The sequence below is a fragment of the Candidatus Nitrosopumilus sp. bin_6a genome (assembly GCF_054095695.1).
Genome location: NZ_JBSWSR010000002.1, coordinates 173,217 through 195,020 on the forward strand (window position 1 = coordinate 173,217; position 21,804 = coordinate 195,020).

32 protein-coding genes are annotated in these 21,804 nt (G+C 32.8%); 18 read left to right on the forward strand and 14 right to left on the reverse strand.

The genetic code is table 11. The features are described from left to right. Positions 1-2: 2 nt before the first annotated feature. On the reverse strand, positions 3-1,361 hold the full coding sequence (locus ACW9XA_RS03595) for an NAD(P)/FAD-dependent oxidoreductase (RefSeq protein ID WP_457763088.1): 1,359 nt from the start codon (positions 1,359-1,361) through the stop codon (positions 3-5). Between the two features lie 69 nt (positions 1,362-1,430). After that, entirely contained in the window at positions 1,431-2,081 is a 651-nt protein-coding gene (locus ACW9XA_RS03600) for an ACT domain-containing protein (protein ID WP_457763029.1), read from the reverse strand. Between the two features lie 119 nt (positions 2,082-2,200). On the opposite strand from ACW9XA_RS03600, the gene hsp20 reads away from it, so the two are divergent. The 4 genes from hsp20 to ACW9XA_RS03620 all read left to right on the forward strand — a co-directional run bounded on the left by hsp20 (position 2,201) and on the right by ACW9XA_RS03620 (position 5,629). Beyond that, positions 2,201-2,701, forward strand: coding sequence for an archaeal heat shock protein Hsp20 (hsp20, locus tag ACW9XA_RS03605; RefSeq protein ID WP_457763030.1), 501 nt, complete (start codon positions 2,201-2,203; stop codon positions 2,699-2,701). A 27-nt stretch (positions 2,702-2,728) separates the two neighbouring features. After that, on the forward strand, positions 2,729-4,864 hold the full coding sequence (locus ACW9XA_RS03610; protein ID WP_457763031.1) for a CDC48 family AAA ATPase: 2,136 nt from the start codon (positions 2,729-2,731) through the stop codon (positions 4,862-4,864). Between the two features lie 34 nt (positions 4,865-4,898). Continuing rightward, complete coding sequence (locus ACW9XA_RS03615; RefSeq protein WP_014966091.1) at positions 4,899-5,117, forward strand: hypothetical protein; 219 nt, start codon at positions 4,899-4,901, stop codon at positions 5,115-5,117. A 74-nt stretch (positions 5,118-5,191) separates the two neighbouring features. After that, a complete protein-coding gene (locus ACW9XA_RS03620) occupies positions 5,192-5,629 on the forward strand; it encodes a hypothetical protein (RefSeq protein WP_457763032.1) in 438 nt (145 codons plus the stop codon). Between the two features lie 15 nt (positions 5,630-5,644). Here ACW9XA_RS03620 and ACW9XA_RS03625 read toward each other — a convergent pair whose 3' ends face one another. Further along, positions 5,645-6,565, reverse strand: a complete 921-nt coding sequence (locus ACW9XA_RS03625; RefSeq protein ID WP_457763033.1) for a transcription initiation factor IIB — start codon at positions 6,563-6,565, stop codon at positions 5,645-5,647. 176 nt (positions 6,566-6,741) lie between these two features. Continuing rightward, on the reverse strand, positions 6,742-6,933 hold the full coding sequence (locus ACW9XA_RS03630; RefSeq protein WP_457763034.1) for a DUF1059 domain-containing protein: 192 nt from the start codon (positions 6,931-6,933) through the stop codon (positions 6,742-6,744). Between the two features lie 135 nt (positions 6,934-7,068). Between ACW9XA_RS03630 and ACW9XA_RS03635 the strand changes: the two genes are divergently transcribed. Continuing rightward, positions 7,069-7,449: a fluoride efflux transporter FluC gene (locus ACW9XA_RS03635; RefSeq protein WP_457763035.1), complete on the forward strand. Its 381-nt coding sequence runs from the start codon at positions 7,069-7,071 to the stop codon at positions 7,447-7,449. 6 nt (positions 7,450-7,455) lie between these two features. Beyond that, the gene (locus tag ACW9XA_RS03640; protein WP_014966096.1) at positions 7,456-7,686 is read left to right on the forward strand and encodes a hypothetical protein; all 231 of its coding nucleotides are present in this window, start codon (positions 7,456-7,458) and stop codon (positions 7,684-7,686) included. Position 7,687: 1 nt separating this feature from the next. On the opposite strand, the gene ACW9XA_RS03645 is transcribed toward ACW9XA_RS03640, so the two are convergent. Both ACW9XA_RS03645 and ACW9XA_RS03650 read right to left on the reverse strand, forming a co-directional pair. Beyond that, positions 7,688-7,960, reverse strand: a complete 273-nt coding sequence (locus tag ACW9XA_RS03645) for a hypothetical protein (protein ID WP_457763036.1) — start codon at positions 7,958-7,960, stop codon at positions 7,688-7,690. 54 nt (positions 7,961-8,014) lie between these two features. Beyond that, entirely contained in the window at positions 8,015-8,224 is a 210-nt protein-coding gene (locus ACW9XA_RS03650) for a hypothetical protein (RefSeq protein ID WP_457763037.1), read from the reverse strand. A gap of 112 nt (positions 8,225-8,336) precedes the next feature. Here ACW9XA_RS03650 and ACW9XA_RS03655 point away from each other — a divergent pair, with 112 nt between their 5' ends. After that, positions 8,337-8,636, forward strand: coding sequence for a hypothetical protein (locus ACW9XA_RS03655; protein ID WP_457763038.1), 300 nt, complete (start codon positions 8,337-8,339; stop codon positions 8,634-8,636). Positions 8,637-8,732: 96 nt separating this feature from the next. Beyond that, entirely contained in the window at positions 8,733-9,638 is a 906-nt protein-coding gene (locus tag ACW9XA_RS03660; RefSeq protein WP_457763039.1) for a transcription initiation factor IIB, read from the forward strand. A 1-nt stretch (position 9,639) separates the two neighbouring features. Here the strand turns inward: ACW9XA_RS03660 and ACW9XA_RS03665 are convergent, their stop codons facing one another. Then, positions 9,640-11,115 carry a cation:proton antiporter gene (locus tag ACW9XA_RS03665; RefSeq protein WP_457763040.1) on the reverse strand — a complete coding sequence of 492 codons (1,476 nt, stop codon included), beginning with the start codon at positions 11,113-11,115 and terminating at the stop codon, positions 9,640-9,642. 100 nt (positions 11,116-11,215) lie between these two features. Between ACW9XA_RS03665 and ACW9XA_RS03670 the strand changes: the two genes are divergently transcribed. Together ACW9XA_RS03670 and cysC are read left to right on the forward strand one after the other, a co-directional pair. Continuing rightward, positions 11,216-11,758, forward strand: a complete 543-nt coding sequence (locus ACW9XA_RS03670) for a hemerythrin domain-containing protein (RefSeq protein ID WP_300323071.1) — start codon at positions 11,216-11,218, stop codon at positions 11,756-11,758. Positions 11,759-11,795: 37 nt separating this feature from the next. Beyond that, a complete protein-coding gene (cysC, locus tag ACW9XA_RS03675; RefSeq protein ID WP_457763041.1) occupies positions 11,796-12,311 on the forward strand; it encodes an adenylyl-sulfate kinase in 516 nt (171 codons plus the stop codon). Here the strand turns inward: cysC and ACW9XA_RS03680 are convergent. The 4 genes from ACW9XA_RS03680 to ACW9XA_RS03695 all read right to left on the reverse strand — a co-directional run bounded on the left by ACW9XA_RS03680 (position 12,303) and on the right by ACW9XA_RS03695 (position 14,813). Continuing rightward, positions 12,303-13,118 carry a 3'(2'),5'-bisphosphate nucleotidase CysQ family protein gene (locus ACW9XA_RS03680; RefSeq protein ID WP_457763042.1) on the reverse strand — a complete coding sequence of 272 codons (816 nt, stop codon included), beginning with the start codon at positions 13,116-13,118 and terminating at the stop codon, positions 12,303-12,305. The genes cysC and ACW9XA_RS03680 overlap by 9 nt on opposite strands. Positions 13,119-13,128: 10 nt before the next feature. Further along, a complete protein-coding gene (locus ACW9XA_RS03685; RefSeq protein ID WP_457763043.1) occupies positions 13,129-13,335 on the reverse strand; it encodes a hypothetical protein in 207 nt (68 codons plus the stop codon). 40 nt (positions 13,336-13,375) lie between these two features. Next, positions 13,376-14,119: an SDR family NAD(P)-dependent oxidoreductase gene (locus ACW9XA_RS03690; RefSeq protein ID WP_457763044.1), complete on the reverse strand. Its 744-nt coding sequence runs from the start codon at positions 14,117-14,119 to the stop codon at positions 13,376-13,378. Between the two features lie 262 nt (positions 14,120-14,381). Then, the gene (locus ACW9XA_RS03695; protein WP_457763045.1) at positions 14,382-14,813 is read right to left on the reverse strand and encodes a hypothetical protein; all 432 of its coding nucleotides are present in this window, start codon (positions 14,811-14,813) and stop codon (positions 14,382-14,384) included. 139 nt (positions 14,814-14,952) lie between these two features. Here ACW9XA_RS03695 and ACW9XA_RS03700 point away from each other — a divergent pair, with 139 nt between their 5' ends. Then, on the forward strand, positions 14,953-15,600 hold the full coding sequence (locus ACW9XA_RS03700) for a Snf7 family protein (protein WP_457763046.1): 648 nt from the start codon (positions 14,953-14,955) through the stop codon (positions 15,598-15,600). A 55-nt stretch (positions 15,601-15,655) separates the two neighbouring features. Here ACW9XA_RS03700 and ACW9XA_RS03705 read toward each other — a convergent pair whose 3' ends face one another. Then, the gene (locus tag ACW9XA_RS03705) at positions 15,656-16,123 is read right to left on the reverse strand and encodes a transcriptional regulator (RefSeq protein ID WP_457763047.1); all 468 of its coding nucleotides are present in this window, start codon (positions 16,121-16,123) and stop codon (positions 15,656-15,658) included. Positions 16,124-16,227: 104 nt separating this feature from the next. Next, entirely contained in the window at positions 16,228-16,779 is a 552-nt protein-coding gene (locus ACW9XA_RS03710; RefSeq protein WP_457763048.1) for a hypothetical protein, read from the reverse strand. Positions 16,780-17,094: 315 nt separating this feature from the next. Here ACW9XA_RS03710 and ACW9XA_RS03715 point away from each other — a divergent pair, with 315 nt between their 5' ends. The 7 genes from ACW9XA_RS03715 to ACW9XA_RS03745 all read left to right on the forward strand — a co-directional run bounded on the left by ACW9XA_RS03715 (position 17,095) and on the right by ACW9XA_RS03745 (position 21,133). Then, entirely contained in the window at positions 17,095-17,382 is a 288-nt protein-coding gene (locus ACW9XA_RS03715; RefSeq protein WP_016940139.1) for a winged helix-turn-helix domain-containing protein, read from the forward strand. A gap of 4 nt (positions 17,383-17,386) precedes the next feature. Further along, positions 17,387-18,430 carry a helix-turn-helix transcriptional regulator gene (locus tag ACW9XA_RS03720; RefSeq protein WP_457763049.1) on the forward strand — a complete coding sequence of 348 codons (1,044 nt, stop codon included), beginning with the start codon at positions 17,387-17,389 and terminating at the stop codon, positions 18,428-18,430. Next, positions 18,427-19,227, forward strand: coding sequence for a hypothetical protein (locus ACW9XA_RS03725; protein WP_457763050.1), 801 nt, complete (start codon positions 18,427-18,429; stop codon positions 19,225-19,227). Before ACW9XA_RS03720 ends, ACW9XA_RS03725 begins: the two co-directional genes overlap by 4 nt. 40 nt (positions 19,228-19,267) lie before the next feature. Continuing rightward, complete coding sequence (locus ACW9XA_RS03730; RefSeq protein ID WP_457763051.1) at positions 19,268-19,462, forward strand: hypothetical protein; 195 nt, start codon at positions 19,268-19,270, stop codon at positions 19,460-19,462. A 41-nt stretch (positions 19,463-19,503) separates the two neighbouring features. Next, complete coding sequence (locus ACW9XA_RS03735; RefSeq protein ID WP_457763052.1) at positions 19,504-20,217, forward strand: 7-carboxy-7-deazaguanine synthase QueE; 714 nt, start codon at positions 19,504-19,506, stop codon at positions 20,215-20,217. Between the two features lie 64 nt (positions 20,218-20,281). After that, positions 20,282-20,839, forward strand: coding sequence for a GTP cyclohydrolase I FolE (gene folE / locus ACW9XA_RS03740; RefSeq protein WP_457763053.1), 558 nt, complete (start codon positions 20,282-20,284; stop codon positions 20,837-20,839). 42 nt (positions 20,840-20,881) lie between these two features. Continuing rightward, a complete protein-coding gene (locus ACW9XA_RS03745; RefSeq protein WP_457763054.1) occupies positions 20,882-21,133 on the forward strand; it encodes a hypothetical protein in 252 nt (83 codons plus the stop codon). Here the strand turns inward: ACW9XA_RS03745 and ACW9XA_RS03750 are convergent. Next, positions 21,130-21,801, reverse strand: a complete 672-nt coding sequence (locus tag ACW9XA_RS03750) for a 7-cyano-7-deazaguanine synthase (protein ID WP_300325700.1) — start codon at positions 21,799-21,801, stop codon at positions 21,130-21,132. The two genes, ACW9XA_RS03745 and ACW9XA_RS03750, sit on opposite strands and share 4 nt — an antisense overlap. Between the last annotated feature and the right edge of the window lie 3 nt (positions 21,802-21,804).

Below are 21,804 nucleotides of genomic sequence, written 5' to 3' on the forward strand. Positions count from 1 at the left end.
TTTTACCAAACATCATCTACTTCATCAAGTAGTTTGTATTCTTTCTCGGTTTCACGTTTCATTAATTTTAGTCTCGAAATATCTCTATCAAAAAACAAATCTATTGTCCAATCAAGAAACACACGAGTTTTTTTATCAAATGTTGTGATTTTTGAGAGGTATACATTTCGCCAAATTAGCCAAGCCCAAAATCCTGAAATATTCATTCCTAAAAATGTAGCAATTCCTGATCTTTTTCCAATAATTGCCATTTGTCCTTTTGAATGATAAACAAATTTTTCTTTTTTAGAATTTTTAATTATTGCAATCAAATTTTTAGCTGCAATTTTTGCTTGAGCTTCTGCAATTTGAGCAGTTGGAGGTAATGGTCTTTGTGTTTCAGGATCTAAATGTAATGCACAATCACCAATAGCAAATACTCCTGGAAAATCTGAAACTTCCAAATAATCATTTACAATAACTTTTCCTTTATCAGTTTTGAACATAGATCTCTTAATTGTATTAACTGGTGTAACACCTGCAGTCCAAATCAAAGTCTTTGTTACTATTGAATCAATTTTAGAAGTATCTACTGAATCTTTTGGATGTTCATCTAATGATTTGATAGTGACTTCATTTCCATCAAAACTTGTTACCGCAGTTTTTAATCTGATATCGATTCCTCTTTCTACCATCTTGTCTTTTGCAAAGTCTGCCAATTTCGTATTAAATCCAGGCAAAATCATTCCCAGAGCTTCTAATACAATTACTTTGAGATCTTCTTTGTGAATTGTTGGATAATGTTTTCTTGCATCTAAAAGAAGATCCATTAATTCTCCTGCAGTCTCAATTCCTGCAAATCCTCCACCAACAACAACAAAATTCAAAAAACTTTTTCTTAGTATTGGATTAGTCTCATTTTCTGCCTGTTCAAGCATATCAATTACTCTATTTCTTAACATTACAGCATCATTGAGTGTCTTCATAGTGTAAGCATTTTTTTCAACATCAGCCATCCCAAAAAAATTCGTCTCACTGCCAAGTGCAACCACTAGAAAATCATAATGTATTGAAATACTTCTTTTATCTCCAGTTCCCCATAATGTTACTAATTTTCCATAAGGATCAATATTTTTGACTCTGCCTTCATAGAATTTTGTTTTTTTACAAATAGTTCTGATTGGTAAAACAATATGTCTGGTTTCAATCATTCCAGAAGCAACTTGTGGTAACATTGGTGTAAATAATAGAAAATTATCTTCACTTACCATAACTAGTTCTATTTCTGAATCAGTTCCAAACTCTGATTCTAATTGTCTTGCACATTCCACACCTGCAAATCCTCCCCCTAAAATTACAATTTTTTTCTTATTTCTTGCCAATTGTGCTTTCTTCACAAATTGGGTGAATATATGCTATAAGAACAATTTCCAATACGTCCCTTATTAGGCTCAGGTTCTCATAATATCTGAATGTAAAATATCATAGGCTCTGGATGAATCCCTTTCATTTAGAATGATTGTAATGCTATCCTGACTGAAAAATGCATTAACTAGTTCTACCCCATTTGCATGTAAAACTTCAGCAACATAAGATACTACGTCTGATTGATTTTGGGAATTGGGAATTGAAATTCTAATTTTTGCAAGACCCGTACTAAACATTTCATTATTTTTTGATACATTACTAAAAATCTGTCTAATATCATCCATATCCTCTGTTAGAAATCTAAACGAATCAGATAGTCTGAAAAAATCATAGTTATTCGTTATCTTGGAGAATTTGTCTAAAATTACCATAGGATCTATTTCGTTTGAATCCTTTACTGAAAATTTGATATCCATTATACCATCAGTCAAAGCCAATCTTGCATTTTTCAAAACTGATTCTTCTCTTACTTCGTCTTTAATCTCAAATGAATCAGCATATCTTTTGATTGCAACAACTACAGTATTGAGATTCACAGAATTTCCCAGAATTTTTTCAATCTCTGGTTGGATTTTTACTGCCAGAGCTGTATAGTTAATCAAATCCATCTTCATACAATCATAAATCGAACGATTTCTGGTGATAATTTCTCTTACAATTTCTGGTATGGACATATTTGCAGTCCTCATCAAAATTATTATAATATGTCAGTTATAATAGGATTATGTAAGAAATCAAATTAATATCAATAATCTTTATATAATGTCATATACATTACATAATATAGGTGAATATGACAATGTTCTTTGATAGTGGATTTGATAGAATTTTCAAAAGAATGTCAAGCTCTTTTTTTGATATAGATGACATTTTTGAGGAATTCAAGGGAAATGGTTCTGAATCTGGTCCATATTATTATGGTTATACAATGACCGTTGGTCCTGATGGAAAACCTGTTGTAAAGGAGTATGGAAATGTCAAACCAGGACTTTTACCAACTTCTGATACACGAGAACCAATAGTTGACACAATTGTCGACGAAAAAGAAAAAGTAGTAAAACTCATAGCTGAGATGCCAGGAGTTGAAAAGTCTGATGTCAAAATTGTTGTTGAAAACAAGGCAGTTGATCTTTCAGCACAACACGGTGACAAGAAATATCATGTAAAAGTTCCTGTACAACACAAAGTTGATGAAGACACAGCAAAAGCTTCTTACAAAAACGGGGTTTTGCAAATTACCTTCAAGTTAATTGAAGAGGAAAAACCAAAAGGCAAAACAGTGGAGGTTGAATAAACCCCTCTTTATTTTTGAGGTAATGATATGAGTGAAATAGTTTTAAAAATTGAGGAAAGTCCACAACAACACGTTGGACGAGGAAGAGCTATAGTTGATCCAAAAATTATTGAGGATCAAAAATGGAATACTGGACAAATACTAGAATTAACATATAATAAAAAAACACATGTAAAACTTTGGCCAGGTGCACCTGAAGAATATGGTTCAGGTATTATCAAAATAGACGGAATGACAAGGCAAAACATTGGAGCTGGAATTGGTGATAAAATTTCACTAAAATCAGTAGAAGCTGTAAATGCTGAACAAATTGTTTTGTCTCCAACTGAAAAGATTTCTGCAGAAGGATTGCAAGAATATATGATTTACAACTATCTTAATCATGTATTTACAACAGGAGATTCAGTATCTCTTAACACACAGATGGGCGGAAGAGTTCAGTTTATTGTAACAAGCACAAAACCATCAAAGCCAGTTTTAGTTACAGAAAATACTGTATTCAAACTTGGAGCAATGACCAAAGCTGTTGATTCTTCTGTTCCACGAATTACATACGATGAACTTGGAGGTCTAAAAAATGAAGTTCAAAAAATTCGCGAAATGGTAGAACTGCCAATGAGACATCCAGAACTGTTTGATAAAATAGGCGTGGAAGCACCAAAGGGTGTTCTTTTGTATGGTCCTCCAGGTACCGGTAAAACACTACTGGCAAAGGCAGTAGCTGGAGAAACAAATGCTCACTTTATCTCCTTAAGTGGTCCTGAAATAATGGGTAAGCATTATGGAGAAAGTGAAGAAAGAATCAGAGAAATCTTTACTCAGGCTGAAGAAAATGCTCCTAGCATAATTTTCATCGATGAGATTGATTCTATTGCTCCAAAACGAGACGAAGTTTCTGGTGAGCTAGAGAAAAGAATTGTTTCACAATTACTTACTCTAATGGACGGAATGAAATCTAGAGGTAAAGTTGTAGTTATTGCAGCTACTAACAGACCAGATTCAATCGATCCTGCACTAAGAAGACCAGGCAGATTTGATAGAGAAATTGAAATTGGAATTCCTGATGATGAAGGTAGATTCGATATTCTTTCAATTCATACACGTGGTATGCCAATTGATGAAAAAGTAGATCTGAAACAAATCTCAAAAACTACACATGGATTTGTAGGAGCTGATTTAGAAGTATTATCTAAAGAAGCTGCAATGAGATCTCTTCGTAGAATTCTTCCTGAAATTGATCTTGATGAAGAAAAGATTTCAACAGAAATTCTTCAAAAGATCCAAATCACCAGCGATGACTTTAGAGATGCATTAAAAGAAGTCAGACCAAGTGCACTCAGAGAAGTACAAGTCCAAATTCCTAATGTAAGCTGGGATGATGTTGGTGGTTTAGATGAATTAAAAGAAGAACTCAAAGAGGCAGTTGAATGGCCAATCAAATACAAGGATGCCTATGATTATGTTGATGTGGAAGCACCAAAAGGAATTCTACTTCATGGTCCTCCAGGAACCGGCAAAACATTGATAGCAAAAGCTCTTGCAAAAATGACAGAGTCTAATTTTATTAGCATCAAGGGTCCTGAACTACTTTCAAAATGGGTTGGAGAGTCTGAAAAAGGAGTCAGAGAAATATTCAGAAAGGCACGACAAGCAGCTCCATGTATCATATTCCTAGATGAAGTTGATGCACTTGTTCCAAGAAGAGGAAGTGGTAGCTCTGATTCACATGTTACAGAAAATGTAGTATCTCAGATCCTAACAGAAATTGATGGACTAGAAGAACTACACAACGTGTTGATTATTGGCGCAACAAACCGATTAGACATTGTGGATGAAGCACTTCTCAGACCAGGCAGATTTGATAGAATCATAAAAGTTCCAAATCCTGATGAAAAAGGAAGACAACATATCTTTGAGATTCATACAAAGAAAAAGCCTCTTGCAACTGATGTAAAAATCCCAGAAATTGTGAAATTGACTGATGACTTTAGCGGTGCTGAGATTGAAGCAGTTACAAACAGAGCAGCTATTGCAGCTTTGAAGAGATATGTTGCTGGTAAATCAAAGAATGTCAAGGAGATCAAGATTACTCAACAAGATCTTATTGATGCTGTGGATAAGGTAAAGCCTCGAAAGAAAGAGGCACCAATACCTAATCCATAAAATAGTCTAAATACTAAGAAAATGTGGAAAAATCATGAAACTCTATCTTGACTTTGAACCATGCAAAGAATGCAATACAATGATGACTGAATTGAGCAGTCCTGAGATGTTATTTGCTGATGACAAAACTAGAGCTGATGAATCAGCAAAGTTTCTCAGACATCTAACATACAATCACAATGAAGTTGTTCAAGCAGTTATGGAAGATCTTCCAAAACAAAAAAGAGATCAAGAACCTGATTTCTACAAATAATCCTTTTTCATTCTTAGAAATTAGTAATTATATTCATATACAAAACTGCTCTAATGTTTTTGTGAGATTTTAAAATGAAATCTATCCTGCTTTTTGGTATCATTGCCTTACTTGCATCTGTCAGTTTTTTTCAAATTACATTAGCATTTGAAACAGAACAAGAACCAGAACCACCACAAATACCGGAACCTAGTCCACCTCCAGAACCAATAAGAATACCGGAACCTCCGCCTACACCAGATCCTTTTCCAGGAGAAACTGATTCAGAAAAAGTAAAACGATTAACTGAAGAAAATAACAAATTAAAACAACAAAATACTGATCTACATAATCAAATATCTTCTCTTAAAAATGACAAATTAAGATTACAAGAAGAAATTTCAGAACTTAATGATTCAGTTCAAAAACTCAGAGAAATTACACTAGAGCAAGTTCGAGTAATTATGGATTTAGTAAATCAACTAAAAGAAATAATCTTTGAAAAAATATTTTCTCCTACAATAAAATTGTAGGATTTTTTGGGTTATCTACTCAACAAGCTTTAATGTCTTCCTAATCAATACAGTTCTGTTTCTGATTGTGACATCACTTACTCCAGATTCTACTGAAAATTTCTTTTGACTAATTTTTTCTCCATTCATTATACATGAAATGTATAATGATGCTGCAGCCTGTGCTACGGGATGCTTTCCAGCAGTGATTCCCTCTTTTTCACATCTTCTAAGGATTTCAAACGCATCTCGTTTTGTTTTCTCTTTTAGATTCATGTTGTTTGAAATTTTTGAGATGAATGAGGTGGTATCATATTGGTTAAGATTCATTCCAAGCTTTTTGATTATGGTTCTCAGATCTCGAGAAAGTATTCTTCTTTCTACATTACCAGCATCTGCAATATCGTCTAATGTTCTTGGAATGTTGTTCTCTCTACATGCTGCGTAAAGTGAGGCTGAAATCAATGAGGCCATTGTTCTTCCTCTGGTCAGTTTTGCACCAACCACTTTTCTGTAAATATATGCAGCATTTTCAACTACGTTATCTGATATTGCTAACTTTGTTTTCATTCCGTGAAGTAAAGTGAATGCCTTGCTCAAACTGGCAGTCTTTCTAGATTTACTTCTTTGATCCCAAGTTCGTAGTCTGTTAAACTCGTATTTTGTTTTGCTAGATAATGCTTTTCCAGTAGAATCTTTATTCGTGCCAATAACAGTTGATAATCCTCTATCATTCATTGTTAGTGATGATGCAGGACCTGTTCTTGACATTTTCATAAAGTCTTCCGAGGTGTAACCGTTGTTTTCATATGATGCGTCAGCCATATTTTGCAATAAGATAAGACCGCAACCCCCACAAACAATTTCTCCTCTTTCAGAATCTGTTATTGCAGGGTAGGTTTTGCAAGTATCTAGTTGACACTTTACATCATAATCGTTTGAATAATTTTCTACCACTATTATTTTCTATAAGTGATTATAAAATAAAAATAATATGATTCAGGTAATTTTAGATTCAAAACTATTCTCTACATACTAAAAATTCCTCAAATTTTTGTTAAAACTTGATTCTTAATTCCTATACAACACACATTATAATAAATGTTAAAAATGAAAATAACTTTTTGAAAAATCTATTTTCTGATTGATTCTAAAGAATGGCCACGGTTTTGGATCATTTGAGTTACTGCCTCTATTGTATAATCAATTCCATGTTCTTCTTCAAAATGATTTCTTAATTCTTCGATTAGTCCTACGGTTTTTTCTCCATCTAGGAGAAATTCACATTCAAAACCATAGTCATCACATCTCAATTTTAATGTCATTCAGTCTGGGAAAAATATTGAACCTATAAAAACTATAGACTTATTTTTCTAAATTAAACAATAACAGGAGCAAAATGAACCTAAATTTTCATTCAAATAGCACTAATAATGTCATTTGATTTCTATAATGCATAGATGAAAGGTCTAGAATTTGTTTTTCTTGCAGTGGGATCTGTATTAGGGGCATATCTGAGATTCAAAGTTATTGAATCGCCCTTGCTTTTCAACACGTTACCTGTTAATGTTCTAGTAGTCAATGTATTAGGGGCATTTATTCTGGGAGCATTTATTGTAATGTCTCAACACTGGCATCTTGATGGAAAATATTCTCTTTTTGCTGCTGTAGGATTCTGTGGTTCGCTTACTACAATGTCTGGTCTTGCACTTGAATCCAATACTTTTCTTGAACAAAGCCATTATGGAGCATTTGCAATCAACCTAATTGCTAACGTAGGATTATCTATTGCAGCACTAATTGGAGGAAAGTCATTAATGAGTGCAATTATTAATAATTAATTAGAAATGGTCTATTCATATCAAGTTGTAAAGTTCCAAACAATTTCTTTTGTACAAGGAAACCATTGGTCTCAGTCAGTAGGTGATAAAGGCATTCTTTACAAATCACTTAAGGATCCTTTTGCTAAACTTATTGTTCAATCTGCAAACGGCTCCAAAAAACTATACCATGTACCAAAAGACAGAACCGTTGTTGTTACAAATCATACTATTCATTTTCTAGGCGAATTAGCTTAGATTATTTGAAAAACTGATCAACTTGATCTCTGTACTTTAAGGCAATTTTTCCAAAATCTGTAAAATCATCAGCTGTTGGATATTTCATCTTCATAGCAAATTGATTAACAAATACAGATAATGCACTTCCAATGATTAGATTGTATACTCCATCTGCAATATTATTTGAATAAGGAAATGCAACTTTGATAAATGGCAAATATGTCTCAGTCTGAGAAATCATTAATTTCATATGCTTCTCTACAAATTCTTGAACATCTGCAGGTATTGCCATAACTATCCTTGTATTGACTTCTTATAAACAGAACTTTAATTCTTAGGCATGAATTTATCTAACGATTTGAGTCATGTACTTTTCTTTGCCTTTTCTGCTTCTTGGCAGACATCTTAACTGTCTATTACAACATGGACAAACAATTCCCTCATATTCAACAAAAATCTCACAATAATTGCATCTTTTTTGTCCAGCAGCATATCTGCCTATTTCTGATGGTTTTACTGCCTTGTATTTTTTACATTCGCCTATACAATATGTCATAAAATAAAATAAAATTATCCAAAGATAAAAAGTTTGATTGCACTGCACTCACTTTTTCCAATTTCTTTTAAAAATGAAATTAAATTTATAGAACTGATTATACTTTTCATTATTGATCGAATTAGACAAGAAAGTATTTGGAAACATTACAACCAAAGAAATCATAGGTGCAGATCCGCCTGCAATACCTGAAACCCGAGATAATTTTGAAAAAGAACTCTCAACATTACTTGCAGAATTGGCATCAAAACCAAAAATTAATCTTGAAAAACTTTTAGATGAACAAAAAATTGCTGAAACTCACATCAACAGCAGACCTGGTGCCATGGCCTTGGCTCAAGATAAAATTCAGATGTTTAATGTGTATAATCAAAAATACATTCAATCAATTAAAGAAAAACTCGAATCATAACTTTCTAATCTAGAATTTTTAGTTATTTTTATGGCTAATTTATAAAAAACCTGTTGATTCATAAATACCAAACAACATACAACTCCAGAATCGTTCATGGTAAGCAAAACAAAAGAACTGTGTCCTAGATGTGCTCAGGGAAAGCTTGTTACTGATAATGAGTCAGGAGAAATGTTCTGCTCTAAATGTGGATTTGTAATTACTGAAAAACTACAAGAAGCAGGCCCTGAATGGAGATCCTTTACCCAAGATGAGGGTGGCAACAAAGCAAGAGCTGGGGCACCAACATCATTAACAATGCACGATATGGGTCTTGCAACAATTATCAACCCTGTCAACAAGGATGCATCTGGTAGACCTCTTTCAGCATCTATGAAAAGTACCATTGAGAGGCTACGAACTTGGGATAGTAGAAGCCAAGTACATGAGCCAGTTGATAGAAATTTCAGACAAGCATTCAGTGAATTAAACAGATTAAAAGACAAACTTGCAATTTCTGACTCTGTAATTGAGAAAGCAGCTTACATTTACAGAAAAGCACTAGAAAAAGGACTAGTTAGAGGACGTTCGATCTCAGCATTAATGGCTGCAGCACTATATGCTGCATGTCGTGATACATCAACTCCAAGAAATCTAAAAGATGTAGAGCAAGCAGCTAACATCAAAAGAAAAGATATTGCAAGATGTTACAGATTACTAGTCAAAGAACTAGATTTGAAAATGCCAGTAACTGATTCCATTCAGTGTGTTGCAAGAATTGCAAGCAGGATTGGAATTGCTGAGAAAACAAAAAGATATGCTACCAAAGTATTGAAAATGGCACAAGAAAACGAAGTATCTGCAGGAAAAGATCCAATGGGATTGGCAGCTGCAGCATTATACCTATCTTGTGTGAAAAATGGTGAGGATAAGACTCAGCGTGACATTGCAGAGGCTGCAAATGTTACAGAAGTTACAATTCGAAATAGGTACAAAGGTCTCAAAGAATCACTAGAACTATAATCTATTCTTTTTTAGAATTATCAAATTCTTTTTTTACAAATCCGCCTTCAATCTTATCATCAATATGCAAATCAGATATTTTTTCTGTTTTTTCAATCAAATTTTCTTTGGAATCCTCCAATGATTTTACAAATCCACCCTCAACCGATTCTGGAGGGGGGATCTTCTTTGATTTTCCTAATCCTATTGTTGTAATAACTACTGATGATAAAATAATAAAGAATACAAGTTGTGGATACGCCTCTGCATTTGGTAATCCCATAGTTATAGGATATGTTGCAAGTACAGCAGCAGCTAAACCTCGTGGAATCATTGAGTTTGTTACAGCCCTATCCAAACGTGAAAATCTTTTTGTTAATGTGATCTTTCCAACAAACACTCTTCCAAAGTATACAACAATTGTCATCAAAACTCCGAAAATCAAATACTCGATTTGGCCAAAACTTGCCATCAAGCCTACAAATACAAAGAAAAATGATCTGACTAAAAATGTCAATTGATTATGTGTAGGATCATCTAATTCAATTCTTGGTAATTTGAATCTGAGAATCTTTGCTAGATGACTTTTGTTTCCAATCATCAAACCAAAGACCAATGCAGTTAATGCACCAGATTCTCCAAATGAATTTGCTAAGAAGAATAAAACAAACAAAACACCTAATGTAAGCATATAGCCGTGTTGAGCATTTCCAAGCTTTGTTGAAACATACATCCATGGAATACCTACTCCAAATCCAAGAACTAAACCTACAACAACAGCTCTTCCAATAGTTTCTTGTAATGTTTGAATATCAAAATGACCTGCTAATACAGCCTCAAATAGAATGAATGCAATGATTGTAGCTAAAATATCAGTTAATGCAGATTCAAAACTTAGCATAGATTTAGTCTCTTCTGAAATTTTCACATTTCTGACCAGACCAAAAACTATTGCAGAACTACTGCCACCAACAATTGATCCTAAAAGAATACTTTCTAACCATAACCATCCTAAAGCAAAATGAGCAGCAAGAGTAATCATTACAACTGATAAAATAAAACCAAGTACTGCTAGTGTAACTGAAAAATGAGCAGTTTTTATGACATGTTTGATATCTAGATTTAATCCACCATCAAACATGATTATAATTAATGCAAGTGCCGCAAAATATGGAACAACTTGGATTACTGCCTCAGGCTGAATTAATCCAAGTACTGGTCCAATAACTACACCTAGAATCATTAAAAAAGCAACATCTGGAATGCCAGTTTTTTTGAAAAATGCCTCCCCAGCTACTCCTAAGAAAATAACCACTCCTGCTGCAAGTAAAATTACATGAGCTTCAGCAATGGGTCCATCATGAGCTGATAATGCTCCTATGGAATCTTGTAGTTCTGTAAATTTGTCAAAAATCATAGAAATATCAAAATTGGATAACTGAATATTGTCAATTTGACCTTGAAACAAATTCAAGATTGATAAAAATATGAAATTCATGAATAATCGTAAATATTTCTGGATTGAAGTTAAACTCGGTTAATTCACTATTATAGGCTATTTGCTGATTTTTAAATAACATATTACTGACTAGAACATTATGAGTGCTACAAATCAACTACGTGCAGATCATATCCAAGTTCGTCGTTTAGAAAAATTAGTTGCCAAGTGTGCTGACGAACTATACAAAGGTACTAAAATTCCATTTTCGGATCTAACTAAAATTACTATAATAATTTCAGAATTCGTTGACACGATCCATCATTCACGAGAAGAGGATTCGTATTTTCCTTGTGTGGCAAGCTATGATTCATTGAAAGAAGAAATTCGAAAATTTATGATAGAACACGAATTTGGAAGAAACATTGCGCGACAAATATCAAATCATCTTAAAAGATGGAAAGATGGAGAAGATGCACAAGAACCAGTATCAAGATATTTGAGAACTTATGGCATATTTCTAAATGACCATCTTAACAAGGAAAACAAATTTTTTGATGAAGCTGAAGCAGACGTATTATCTAAAGAAGAAGAAATTGAGATGTATGAACAATACAGATCAGTGTTTGCAATAGTAAAAAAAGTAGATGAAATGATCGCTGAAATTGATTATTTAGAAAACCAACCTTGGGCAAAAAATTAACGTAAGCTCTTTATGGGTTATTCCGATATTTTTATTCATGAAACCTTTCGTTCTTTGGATGACTGGTCTTCCTTGTTCAGGAAAGACTACAATCGTAAAAGATTTGCAGAAAGATATTCCAAATTTGGCAATGCTTGATGGAGATGAACTAAGAGAATGGTTTTCTCCAAAAGACTTTTCAAAAGCTGGACGTGATGAGCATAACAAAAAAGTAGCTCATTTGGCAAAGCTTTTGTTAAAACATGGTGTTCCAAGTGCAGTTTCTCTTGTATCTCCATATCTTGAGAACAGAGAAAATGCCAGAGAGATTATCGATGCAGGTGATCAATTTGCAGAATGTTATGTAAAATGTTCACTTGAAAAATGTGAAGAAAGAGATGTCAAAGGTATGTATGCTAAGGCAAGAAAAGGAGAGATTAAGGGATTTACAGGAATTGACGATCCATATGAGGCTCCAGAAAAAGCTGATTTAGTTATAGATACAGAACATGATTCACTTTCAGATAGTGCAAACAAAGTAAGGGACTTTCTTAAAGGAAGAAACCTACTCTAATTTTTTAAATTCTTCAATTATTTTATTATGAACTAGTCCATTAGTTACTAGAATTCCATTTTGGTGATACACATCTTTGTTGTTATATGTAAGATCATTTCCTGACATGTCAGTCATCTTGCCCCCAGCTTCTAAAATTATACAATATGATGCAGCCGAATCCCACTCTTTCATTTTGTTTGTAGTTGTAATGTATGCTTCTGCTTCACCCGAACTAATCTTTCCAACTTTTAATGAGCTACCAATACTTGTAAAATCTTCAATACCTAATTTTTTAATGAATGCTTTTTCTTTATCTGATAAGTGATGTCTTGATCCAACAGCTTTACATTTTGAAATTTCTGAAACTTTTGTAACTGATATTTTTTTCCACTCTTCATTTGAAAATCTAAATGCACCACTACCTTTTTGTGCCACAAACAATGTTTTTTCCGTAGGCCATCCAATTACACCAAGAATTGGTCTTTTGTTTTTAATCAAGGAAATCATCACTGTAAATTCTCCTGTTTTATCAATGAAATCTGAAGTTCCATCAAGGGGATCTACAATCCAAATTGTTTCTTTTGATAATCTACTTAGATCATCTTTATCTTCTTCAGATAAAATCTGATGCTCTGACTGAGAAAGAATTTTCTTTATGACTTCGTTACTTTTAAGATCAGCATCTGTAATAGGAGAATCATCCTTTTTTGTAGATGTTTCATAATCTCCTTGATATATTTCTAAAATAGCTTTCCCAGCTTCATTTGCTGCCTTGATGGCAATATCTAATTCAGGAATCTTATCAGGAATTGGAATGTCTTTCAATAGAAATTACCTAGGTTGTAAGTTCTGGCTTTAGTGTCCAGGCAACTCCTAAAACAATGAATGGGATTGACATTACTCCTATAATGGCAATTATTGTATTGAATTGTGTAGTCGAGACATCCGGATTGTTGACTACCCATGGTAATGGTAATGTGATAATTATCCAAATAATTCCTAAAAGTACAATCAACTTTGCCTTGGCTTTTTTGTCTTTCATAATTTTTCAATCTCTAGAGTTGTATTAAATTCATGTGAATTCATTTAATTGATTCCCCTCCATCTACGGTGAGAACTGCTCCTGTAGTCCAAGATGCATCATCTGAGACAAAATACAACACTGCTTTTCCTATTTCATCTGGTTGTCCAATTCTTCCAATAGGATGTTCGTTATCCATGAATTCTTTATCTTTCTCAGTTTTCAAAAATGGTTTAGTCATATCCGTATCTACAACTCCAGGACAAATACAATTGACTCGAATTTTGTCTTTAGAATATTCTAATGCCCAGCATTTTGTTAATAATATCAAAGCAGCTTTTGATGCAGAATATGCATCTGCGTTAAATCCTTGATATGCCTTGATTCCTGCATCTGATGAAATGTTGATTATTGAACCAGATGTTTTTTGTAAATGAGGAATTGCCTCCTTTGTATATCTAAATTGTCCTGTGAGATTTACATCTAATACTTTATTCCACTCGTCTTCATCAATTTCATGTAATTTTTTTATCTCTGGAAATATTCCAGCATTGTTTACAAGAATATCTAATTTACCAAATTTTTCAATGATTTTGTTCATAACATCTTTTACATCATTTGTTTTTCTAATGTCAGCTGCAATACTCATTGCATTAGGAATTTCTAAAACTGCTTTTTCTAATCTTTCTTTGTTTTTTGCAGTAATTACTACAGTTGCTCCATGTTCAGACAATATTTTTGCAGTAGCTAATCCTATACCACGACTTCCGCCAGTTACTAGTGCAATCTTGCCTGATAATTTCAATACTGTCCAAACACAAATTCGTAATTTATAGATCCATTAGCCTATGATAGATTTTAAAAATTATATAAAAAATGATGATTTTACATAAATTTTAATATTAAATCTTAAATACTTGAAGTTCTTATAGTTAATAATGTCGAAAGATATAATCGCTATCGACTAAAACTGCGTAGCCCCGCAGAACGAAAAAAGTGATCAACCGTTAACGGCTGACAAAGAGAGGAAATCTCTCAATGTTCTGTAACAAAGGGGTGTACGCCTTTTAATTTTCTAAAATATCTACTGATATTGAACTCATAGTTTCTCCATTTGGATTAATAGAAATCACGATTTCTTGCATTTCAGAAATTGAAAATTCTTTTTCTCCATCATAATTCCAAGTAAAATATTCAGAAATTGTAGTTTTTTGTAACGTGCCTACAAGTTTAAAATCTTCAGAAAAATCAAACGTATCTCCATTTAGTGATATCGACAAAACTTTAGGACTGCTTCCATTTGGAACAAACCTGAAAAAATATTCCCCTTTCTCAAGAATCAATGAATTATTGTACTCTCCATTTTTGTAAAGATTAGGATCTGCAAGTGTTACATGAAAAATAATATTATTTTCTCTATCAGATGAATCTGTTGAAAAACTAGCTATTCCAATTATGATTATCAAAATTAGTGGAATTATCATCAATTTTTTATTCATTATTACATGCATTTCCTTATCTCAAATTAGAAAAATCTATCTCCGAAGCCTATTGTCCCCTATCTTAGTTAGTAATTTTTAATGTCCTGTTAACCATTCTTTACACCGGAAATTAAGTACATACTATTAGATCAAACTCATGCCTAATCTGTCTGATAAATGGTCTAGTCAGCCTAAACCTAGTATTACTGAAAAACTCAATGATACAATCAAGCCTAAAGGTGCGTTAAAACCAAGAGTCCAAGAAGGAATTAAAAAATTACAATTACAAATTAAAAAATTAGATTCTATGTTAACAAATCTACAAGCCCGTGATGCAAAATTATTTCAACGAATTGTAGAAGCAACACAAAAGCATGACACTCAAACTACCAAAGTTCTTGGAAATGAATTAGCAGAAGTAAGAAAAGTTACAAAGATTTTGAGTGGTGCTAGAATAGCCTTAGAGCAAATCGAATTAAGATTAACTACATGTAGTGATCTTGGAGATACTGTAGTAGCAATAATGCCTACAATGGGATTGATGAAAAATCTCAAATCATCCCTTGGAAAAATCATGCCAGGAGCAGAACAAGAAATTGGTCAAATGGCTGAAATGCTTGGAGGCTTTATGACAGATAGTTTCTCTGGAGACGCAGCATTTGGAAATGATGCAACTACTAGCGCTGAATCTGAAAGTATTCTTAAAGAAGCTGCTGCTGTTGCAGAAAGTTCTACGGGACAAATGTTCCCATCAGTTCCTTCTGATACAAATTCATCAGTTGCAACAACCTCAAAGTTTTATTAAACAAAATATTTTGAAAAATTATTTTTATTTGTAAGAATTATCTGATTTTTTAGATCTAACTTTCTAGAGAATCCCTTGATTCTTTAATTTTCTTAACTCTACTACCTTCATCATCAATAACTCTATCAACACTAGATAATTTTTCTCTTAGGTTGTTGATTATTGAGCCTACTTCATCAGCTTCGTTTTCTACTTGTTTTCTTTTATTCGTTAATTCTTCTATTCCTCTATTTTCATCATCAATGTATTCACTGACTTTCTGAAGCTTTTCTTTTAGATTTTTAATATCAACTGATTCCTCTTCAATATCTTTTTCAAGTAGAGTTCTCTTATCTTTGAGATTCTTTATCATTAAACCAACATAATCTATGGCTTCTTCTAATTTTGCCCGCTTTCCCATTAATTCACCAATTCCAATTTGACTAGGTGAATGAGTCATGGAACTAGATTCTTCAGAATCAACCCCCTCATTTCTTTCTTCTACCATTTCTCCACCCTCGTCATTTTTGAATTTATCAAACATTTTATGATTTACTTTTCAAAATGGGAATAAAAAGTTACATTGCATCTCAAAGCTGACCTTGTGAATGATTTTTATTCAATTAAAGAAAAATGGTGATAATTTTACTAATCTGAATTTCTAAATTCTTGGTTAATTCCAATTGATTTTTCTGAATTTATGGCCATTTCTCCTGTATGTAGTATTTTGATATCATGAGTTATCTCAGGATATTTCATTACTGAATTCATTAAAAAAAGTACAAATGCATTTTCTTGATCTATTTGAGCATTTTTTTCAGAAAATATCACTTTGAAACTTAGATCTTCAGAGATATCTCTATCAATTGAATTATTCAATAGACCATCTCCAATTTTAGTTATTTTCCCATCAAAGATAACAATCCCCGAATTATATGCACTATAATTGACATATGCCCATGATGTCTGGCCCTTAGATGACAAATTTTTCTCATAGTCCTCTTTTGATAGTTCATCAGATATCGAATGATGACTGGCTATTAGCTTCCCATCAACCATTTTTTCAGTAATAATTGCTCCATATTCTCTACTTTTCTCACTGTCTATTTCTGCAAATGAGTATGTTACAGATAATGGTGAAACTCCAAGCATCAATAGGATGACAATTGCTTCAATCATCCTAATCCGTGGTTTTACCATGGAGACTCGTTGCATGAATGATAGATTAGGAACGACGAGGAATCATCCTGTTCCTTATATACCAAATTTTATCAAAATTGCTCAAAATATGATAAAATAGAATCATTTTCTCAAAAAAACTCTAAAAAGCAATTTCTCCAAAATTTTTCTATTTTTTTAATTAATTCTTAGGCATGATTTTTCTCCAAAATTTTTCTATTTTTTGAAAATTAACAAAAATACACTATTTTTTTTGATGAAACTGCCGTTCCGCTTTGCGTTCCGCTATGAAGTTTCAAAATGTTCCTCATAAACTACGTTGTTGTATACTAGAGCATGTCAAAACAACAATACAGGTCCGAAATGGGCATAATGGGTGATATCTTAGACGTTACCGCTGATGGCGGTCGTGGTGGAGTCATTGTATCTGCAATCTCTCGCAAAGCCAACCTATCTCACTACGCAGTACTAGACAAATGTGAGAAACTGGTAGAAGCAGGCTTAGTCGAATCCGTCAAAAATGACAGAAATAGAGTCTTTTTGATTACTGAAAAAGGACTCCAGTTCTTCCAGGAGTTCAAGAGATTTCAGGGATTAGTTGAAAGCATGAATCTAAGGTATTGAGCATATGAATCCAGAAATCGTACCAATTCATAGGAAAGAGTATCTTCGAGAAGATGGAATGCTTTTTGTAAGGACTGATGGCATTGTCGATACAATGGTCAAAGTACCTCTCTTGGTAGCTAGCATGATTATCGTAGCAGCCATAATGCCAATTCAGTCCTCATTCAGTTCTCCTAGAACACTAGATCTGATAATATATCCAGACGGTTCAACCCATGTCTCTACAGAGATTGATGTAGATCCGCTTGCAACTGATTATGAGCTGGATCTATTTGGAAGTACTATTGATAATCTAGTAGCTGTAGGTGAAAATAATTTTTTACTTGATGCTAACATACTGGGTGATTCTGCTTTAATTGAAACATTTGGATCCTCTGTTATTTCTGTAGAATATGATATTCATGATTTGGTATCAAAACAAGGTAAAGTTTGGACATTCTCTTTAGATGCCCCTTCTGATTTTACATTACTTTTACCAAAAAATTCTGCCATTGTTGGAATGACTAGTCTTCCTATTAATATGGAAATTATTAATGACAAAAATCAATTAACTCTTTCTGGCGGTAACGTCGAAATCAATTATTTATTTAGCACACCTGTAGTAATTACTGATTCTCCAAATGTAACTGATTCCACATCTCAACCAGATTATCTTATGTATGCAGTAATTGGTGGAGTTGTAACTGCTGTAGTAATTGGAACTGTAGTAATCACCCGTTCAAAACAAAAAATTGTTAAACCAATACAGGAACAAAAATCAACACAACCAATACAGGATCAAAAATTAACACAAACTGAAACAATTGATACAGAATCAATCTTTAAACTAAAACCAGATATTCGTGAAGATGATAAAGAGATAGTGAAGTTTATCTCTAATAATGGAGGAGAGGCACTAGAAAGTGAATTGCGCAAAAAATTCTTACAACCAAGAACTACAATGTGGCGTGCAGTAAAAAGATTGGAACGTAATGGAATTATTGAAATCGAAAAGAAGGATTTACAAAATCTGGTAAAACTACGAAAGAACATGGAGGAAGAAGAATGAAAACATTAGCAATTTTTACAATATTTGTATTGATTTTTGGTACTACATCATTTGTAGGTGATACATATGCACAAAGTGATCCCTATATCTTATTACGAATTGCTGAACAAGCAGACAAACAAATACAAAACCAATTAGACAGATCTTATGGAGATTCAATTCCTACTGAAATAGAAGATCTGTATGAAGAAGGGCACACAGCAGTAGAATCATTGGAAGATAATCTCAAAACAAACGATATGAAACAAGCAAGAGAAGATTTTCTTACAGCGATGAAATTATTCCAACAAATTTCTAGAATAACTTTTGTTCCTACAACTGAGACAAAAATAACTACTGATGAATCTGACAGGGATCTTAAAAGTGAGTTAAATAGATTAAACAAATATTTCCAGAATCTAAAATCAATATCTGAAAAACAAAAAACAGAAATTGAATCAAAAGAATTCCAAAGATTATTCACTTTAGCTAATGATCAGATAAATTCTGATGATTTTACTGGTGCAGCTCAAACGATTGAGGAAATTAAAGTATTAATTGATTCAATCAAACAACACATTCGTGAATCTACATCAAATTCTGCATCAGATAGAATCAAAGAATTTGTTTTAAAACAATTAGAGAGAATTCAAAAAATTCTTGATAAAGCAGATCCTGAATCTCCAGAACTTGATAAAGCCAACTCTTTAGTTACAGAAATTGAAAGTTTGATATCTGAAGGTAACATCTCTGATGCCAAGAAAAAATTTGGAGAATTAAATAGAATCGTAAATATGATAAAAAAATCAATTCAGTAGATAGCATAAGCTTCATATACATTTTCTAAACAATTCGAACATGGCATCTAAAGCAATTACTATTGGTGTAGGAATTCCAATGATCATTGTAGGTGCTTTAATGGCATGGTTGTGGGCTCCACTTGAAGCAGATCTTCGGAATCAGATTGAACTTGTAGGAAGCACAATTGGCATCTTGGGAATAATATTCTTCATCTCTGGATTATTTTATACAAAAGAACCAGTAATGCATTAGAAACTCACTGAATAAATAATGAAAAAATTTACAATTATTACTTGAAAGTAAGATTATTTGAAATATTTACATCAATTGAAGGCGAAGGTATTCTTTATGGGACAAAGACACTTTTTGTTCGATTAGCAGGATGTCCTTTTACTTGTTTTTACTGTGATACCAAAGAATCACTTCCATTGGATTCTGGAAAAGAATATTCTATTGAAGAGGCAACTCAACTAATTGATTCTAACTTGAAAAATCAAACATACAAAGTGAATTTCACAGGTGGTGATCCATTGATTCAACATGAAGCAGTGGGATTGCTTGCAAAACATGTTCAAGACAAAAAAATTCCAACATATCTTGAATCATCATGTTTTGATATTGATAGATTCAATCATGTTTTACCGTTTATTGATATTGTAAAAATTGAATTTAAAACAAAAGATTCTGAATTTGTTGACTCAAAACATTATGAAAAATTAATTGGTCATACACTAAAATGCCTTGAGTCATCTATGAAATCAAAAAAAACAACATACATCAAAGTTGTAGTTAGTTCAAAAACTCAACCAAACGAATTTAAAAAATTAGTAAAGGAAATTTTTGATATCGTATCAAATGACGATATTAGCGGATTCATTATCCAACCAACATATGGTATTTCAGAACCATCTCTGGATCTCTTACTGGAATTATATGATTTGGTATATCCTCATTACATTGATGTTAAAGTAGTACCCCAACTACACAAATTCATTGGAGCCCCATAATCGTGGCACCTGCCTAAAAATCAGATTAGGTTCAAATACTAGAAAAATTCTGTGAGAATATTAAATGGACCAAGAACGTGTAAAAAAACTCGTTAGAGAATTAATCATTGAAGTTGGTGAGGATCCTACACGTGAAGGGTTACGAGAAACTCCTGAAAGAATTGCAAAAATGTATAAAGAAATCTTTGGTGGATATGACTCTGATTCAGAACTATCAGTTCAATTCTCTGAAGATTCTGATGTAGTAATTGCCCGTGATATTCAATTTTATTCCATGTGTGAACACCATATGTTGCCATTTTATGGAAAAATTCACATTGCTTATTCTCCAAATGGTAGAGTCTTTGGAATATCAAAACTCGTCAGACTAGTTGAAAAATATTCAAAAAGACTTCAAATTCAAGAACGCTTGACAAAAAATATTGCAGATGAGCTATTCTCACAGGGAGTAAAGGGAGTTGTTGTTTTAGCTGATGCAGAACATCTTTGTATGAAAATGCGTGGTGTCAAAAATGATGCAACACTTTCCTCATCCGCATTTAGAGGAATTTATGAAAATAAAGAGGAAAAAGCTGGAATTATGTCACTAATTAGACAACGTGCCTCTGATCTGTCCTTATAGACATACTGAAAAATTAAATAATCAATATTTTTGATCACAGATATGGGGGCAAATCCATACATTCACATTCCAAAGGAATCCTGGCCCAACTGGACATGGTATGCAATTGAGTGCATAATTGTAATTGCAATCTCTATGCTGGTATCAAGTAAAATTACTGATTCCATTGAAGGACTATCTCCAGAAGTTCAAAATTATATGTTTATGGGAATTGTTGGTCTGTTCTTTTTAGTTTGGTATATTGGAATAAGAGGATTAATTTTAAAAAAGAAAATTCTGAAAAATAGTTACTAGAGATATTTTGTTTTATCTGTAATACCAGCTTTTACAAATGCAATTTTTCTGTTGTTACAAGATTCACACATTCCACAATGATATTTTTTATTTGAATAACAACTCCAGGTTTTGAATATGGAATCACCCAAAATTTTCATTCCTGATTTTAACAAATCACTCTTTGATAATCCTTGACGGTATGGCGACCAAATCTCAATCTCCTTTCGGAGTTTTGATTTGATTCCGTCAATTTCTCCTTGATTAAATGCGGTTTCTAGTTTTTTTGCAAAATTTGGTCTACAATCAGGATAGTTTTGATCTCCTGTATGTGCACCATATGCTACCATTGAAGCATTAAGAGTAAAAGCCCATGCTGAGGCAATTGATAGAAAAACTGCATTTCTGATTGGAACCACAATAGAGTACTCAAACTTGCTAGGGATTTTTCTTTTAGAACTTGTTAAAACATTGGAATTGCCATACAAATCTTTCATGAAACCTATGTCAATTATTTTATGTTGTTTTAATCCTAGTTTTTTTGCAAAATATTTGGCAGATGTAATTTCACTATTTGCCTTTTGTCCATATGAAAACGTAATTCCATATAGATCATATTTTGATTTCAGATATGAAACTGCACACACAGAGTCAACACCGCCGCTAAAAACAATGACTGCTTTTTTCATAAT

What these genes read in the sequence shown, in the direction of transcription:
- ACW9XA_RS03730 (WP_457763051.1), top strand. Translation starts at nt 19,268, where the DNA reads ATGGCATCTAAAGCAATTACTATTGGTGTAGGAATTCCAATGATCATT.
- ACW9XA_RS03660 (WP_457763039.1), top strand. Translation starts at nt 8,733, where the DNA reads ATGGTAAGCAAAACAAAAGAACTGTGTCCTAGATGTGCTCAGGGAAAG.
- ACW9XA_RS03650 (WP_457763037.1), bottom strand. Translation starts at nt 8,224, where the DNA reads ATGACATATTGTATAGGCGAATGTAAAAAATACAAGGCAGTAAAACCA.
- ACW9XA_RS03635 (WP_457763035.1), top strand. Translation starts at nt 7,069, where the DNA reads ATGAAAGGTCTAGAATTTGTTTTTCTTGCAGTGGGATCTGTATTAGGG.
- ACW9XA_RS03695 (WP_457763045.1), bottom strand. Translation starts at nt 14,813, where the DNA reads ATGAATAAAAAATTGATGATAATTCCACTAATTTTGATAATCATAATT.
- ACW9XA_RS03710 (WP_457763048.1), bottom strand. Translation starts at nt 16,779, where the DNA reads ATGGTAAAACCACGGATTAGGATGATTGAAGCAATTGTCATCCTATTG.
- ACW9XA_RS03620 (WP_457763032.1), top strand. Translation starts at nt 5,192, where the DNA reads ATGAAATCTATCCTGCTTTTTGGTATCATTGCCTTACTTGCATCTGTC.
- ACW9XA_RS03670 (WP_300323071.1), top strand. Translation starts at nt 11,216, where the DNA reads ATGAGTGCTACAAATCAACTACGTGCAGATCATATCCAAGTTCGTCGT.
- ACW9XA_RS03705 (WP_457763047.1), bottom strand. Translation starts at nt 16,123, where the DNA reads ATGTTTGATAAATTCAAAAATGACGAGGGTGGAGAAATGGTAGAAGAA.
- ACW9XA_RS03630 (WP_457763034.1), bottom strand. Translation starts at nt 6,933, where the DNA reads ATGACATTAAAATTGAGATGTGATGACTATGGTTTTGAATGTGAATTT.
- ACW9XA_RS03640 (WP_014966096.1), top strand. Translation starts at nt 7,456, where the DNA reads ATGGTCTATTCATATCAAGTTGTAAAGTTCCAAACAATTTCTTTTGTA.
- ACW9XA_RS03600 (WP_457763029.1), bottom strand. Translation starts at nt 2,081, where the DNA reads ATGTCCATACCAGAAATTGTAAGAGAAATTATCACCAGAAATCGTTCG.
- ACW9XA_RS03715 (WP_016940139.1), top strand. Translation starts at nt 17,095, where the DNA reads ATGTCAAAACAACAATACAGGTCCGAAATGGGCATAATGGGTGATATC.
- ACW9XA_RS03610 (WP_457763031.1), top strand. Translation starts at nt 2,729, where the DNA reads ATGAGTGAAATAGTTTTAAAAATTGAGGAAAGTCCACAACAACACGTT.
- ACW9XA_RS03645 (WP_457763036.1), bottom strand. Translation starts at nt 7,960, where the DNA reads ATGGCAATACCTGCAGATGTTCAAGAATTTGTAGAGAAGCATATGAAA.
- ACW9XA_RS03700 (WP_457763046.1), top strand. Translation starts at nt 14,953, where the DNA reads ATGCCTAATCTGTCTGATAAATGGTCTAGTCAGCCTAAACCTAGTATT.
- ACW9XA_RS03685 (WP_457763043.1), bottom strand. Translation starts at nt 13,335, where the DNA reads ATGAAAGACAAAAAAGCCAAGGCAAAGTTGATTGTACTTTTAGGAATT.
- ACW9XA_RS03750 (WP_300325700.1), bottom strand. Translation starts at nt 21,801, where the DNA reads ATGAAAAAAGCAGTCATTGTTTTTAGCGGCGGTGTTGACTCTGTGTGT.
- cysC (WP_457763041.1), top strand. Translation starts at nt 11,796, where the DNA reads ATGAAACCTTTCGTTCTTTGGATGACTGGTCTTCCTTGTTCAGGAAAG.
- ACW9XA_RS03615 (WP_014966091.1), top strand. Translation starts at nt 4,899, where the DNA reads ATGAAACTCTATCTTGACTTTGAACCATGCAAAGAATGCAATACAATG.
- ACW9XA_RS03725 (WP_457763050.1), top strand. Translation starts at nt 18,427, where the DNA reads ATGAAAACATTAGCAATTTTTACAATATTTGTATTGATTTTTGGTACT.
- ACW9XA_RS03665 (WP_457763040.1), bottom strand. Translation starts at nt 11,115, where the DNA reads ATGAATTTCATATTTTTATCAATCTTGAATTTGTTTCAAGGTCAAATT.
- ACW9XA_RS03745 (WP_457763054.1), top strand. Translation starts at nt 20,882, where the DNA reads ATGGGGGCAAATCCATACATTCACATTCCAAAGGAATCCTGGCCCAAC.
- ACW9XA_RS03720 (WP_457763049.1), top strand. Translation starts at nt 17,387, where the DNA reads ATGAATCCAGAAATCGTACCAATTCATAGGAAAGAGTATCTTCGAGAA.
- hsp20 (WP_457763030.1), top strand. Translation starts at nt 2,201, where the DNA reads ATGACAATGTTCTTTGATAGTGGATTTGATAGAATTTTCAAAAGAATG.
- folE (WP_457763053.1), top strand. Translation starts at nt 20,282, where the DNA reads ATGGACCAAGAACGTGTAAAAAAACTCGTTAGAGAATTAATCATTGAA.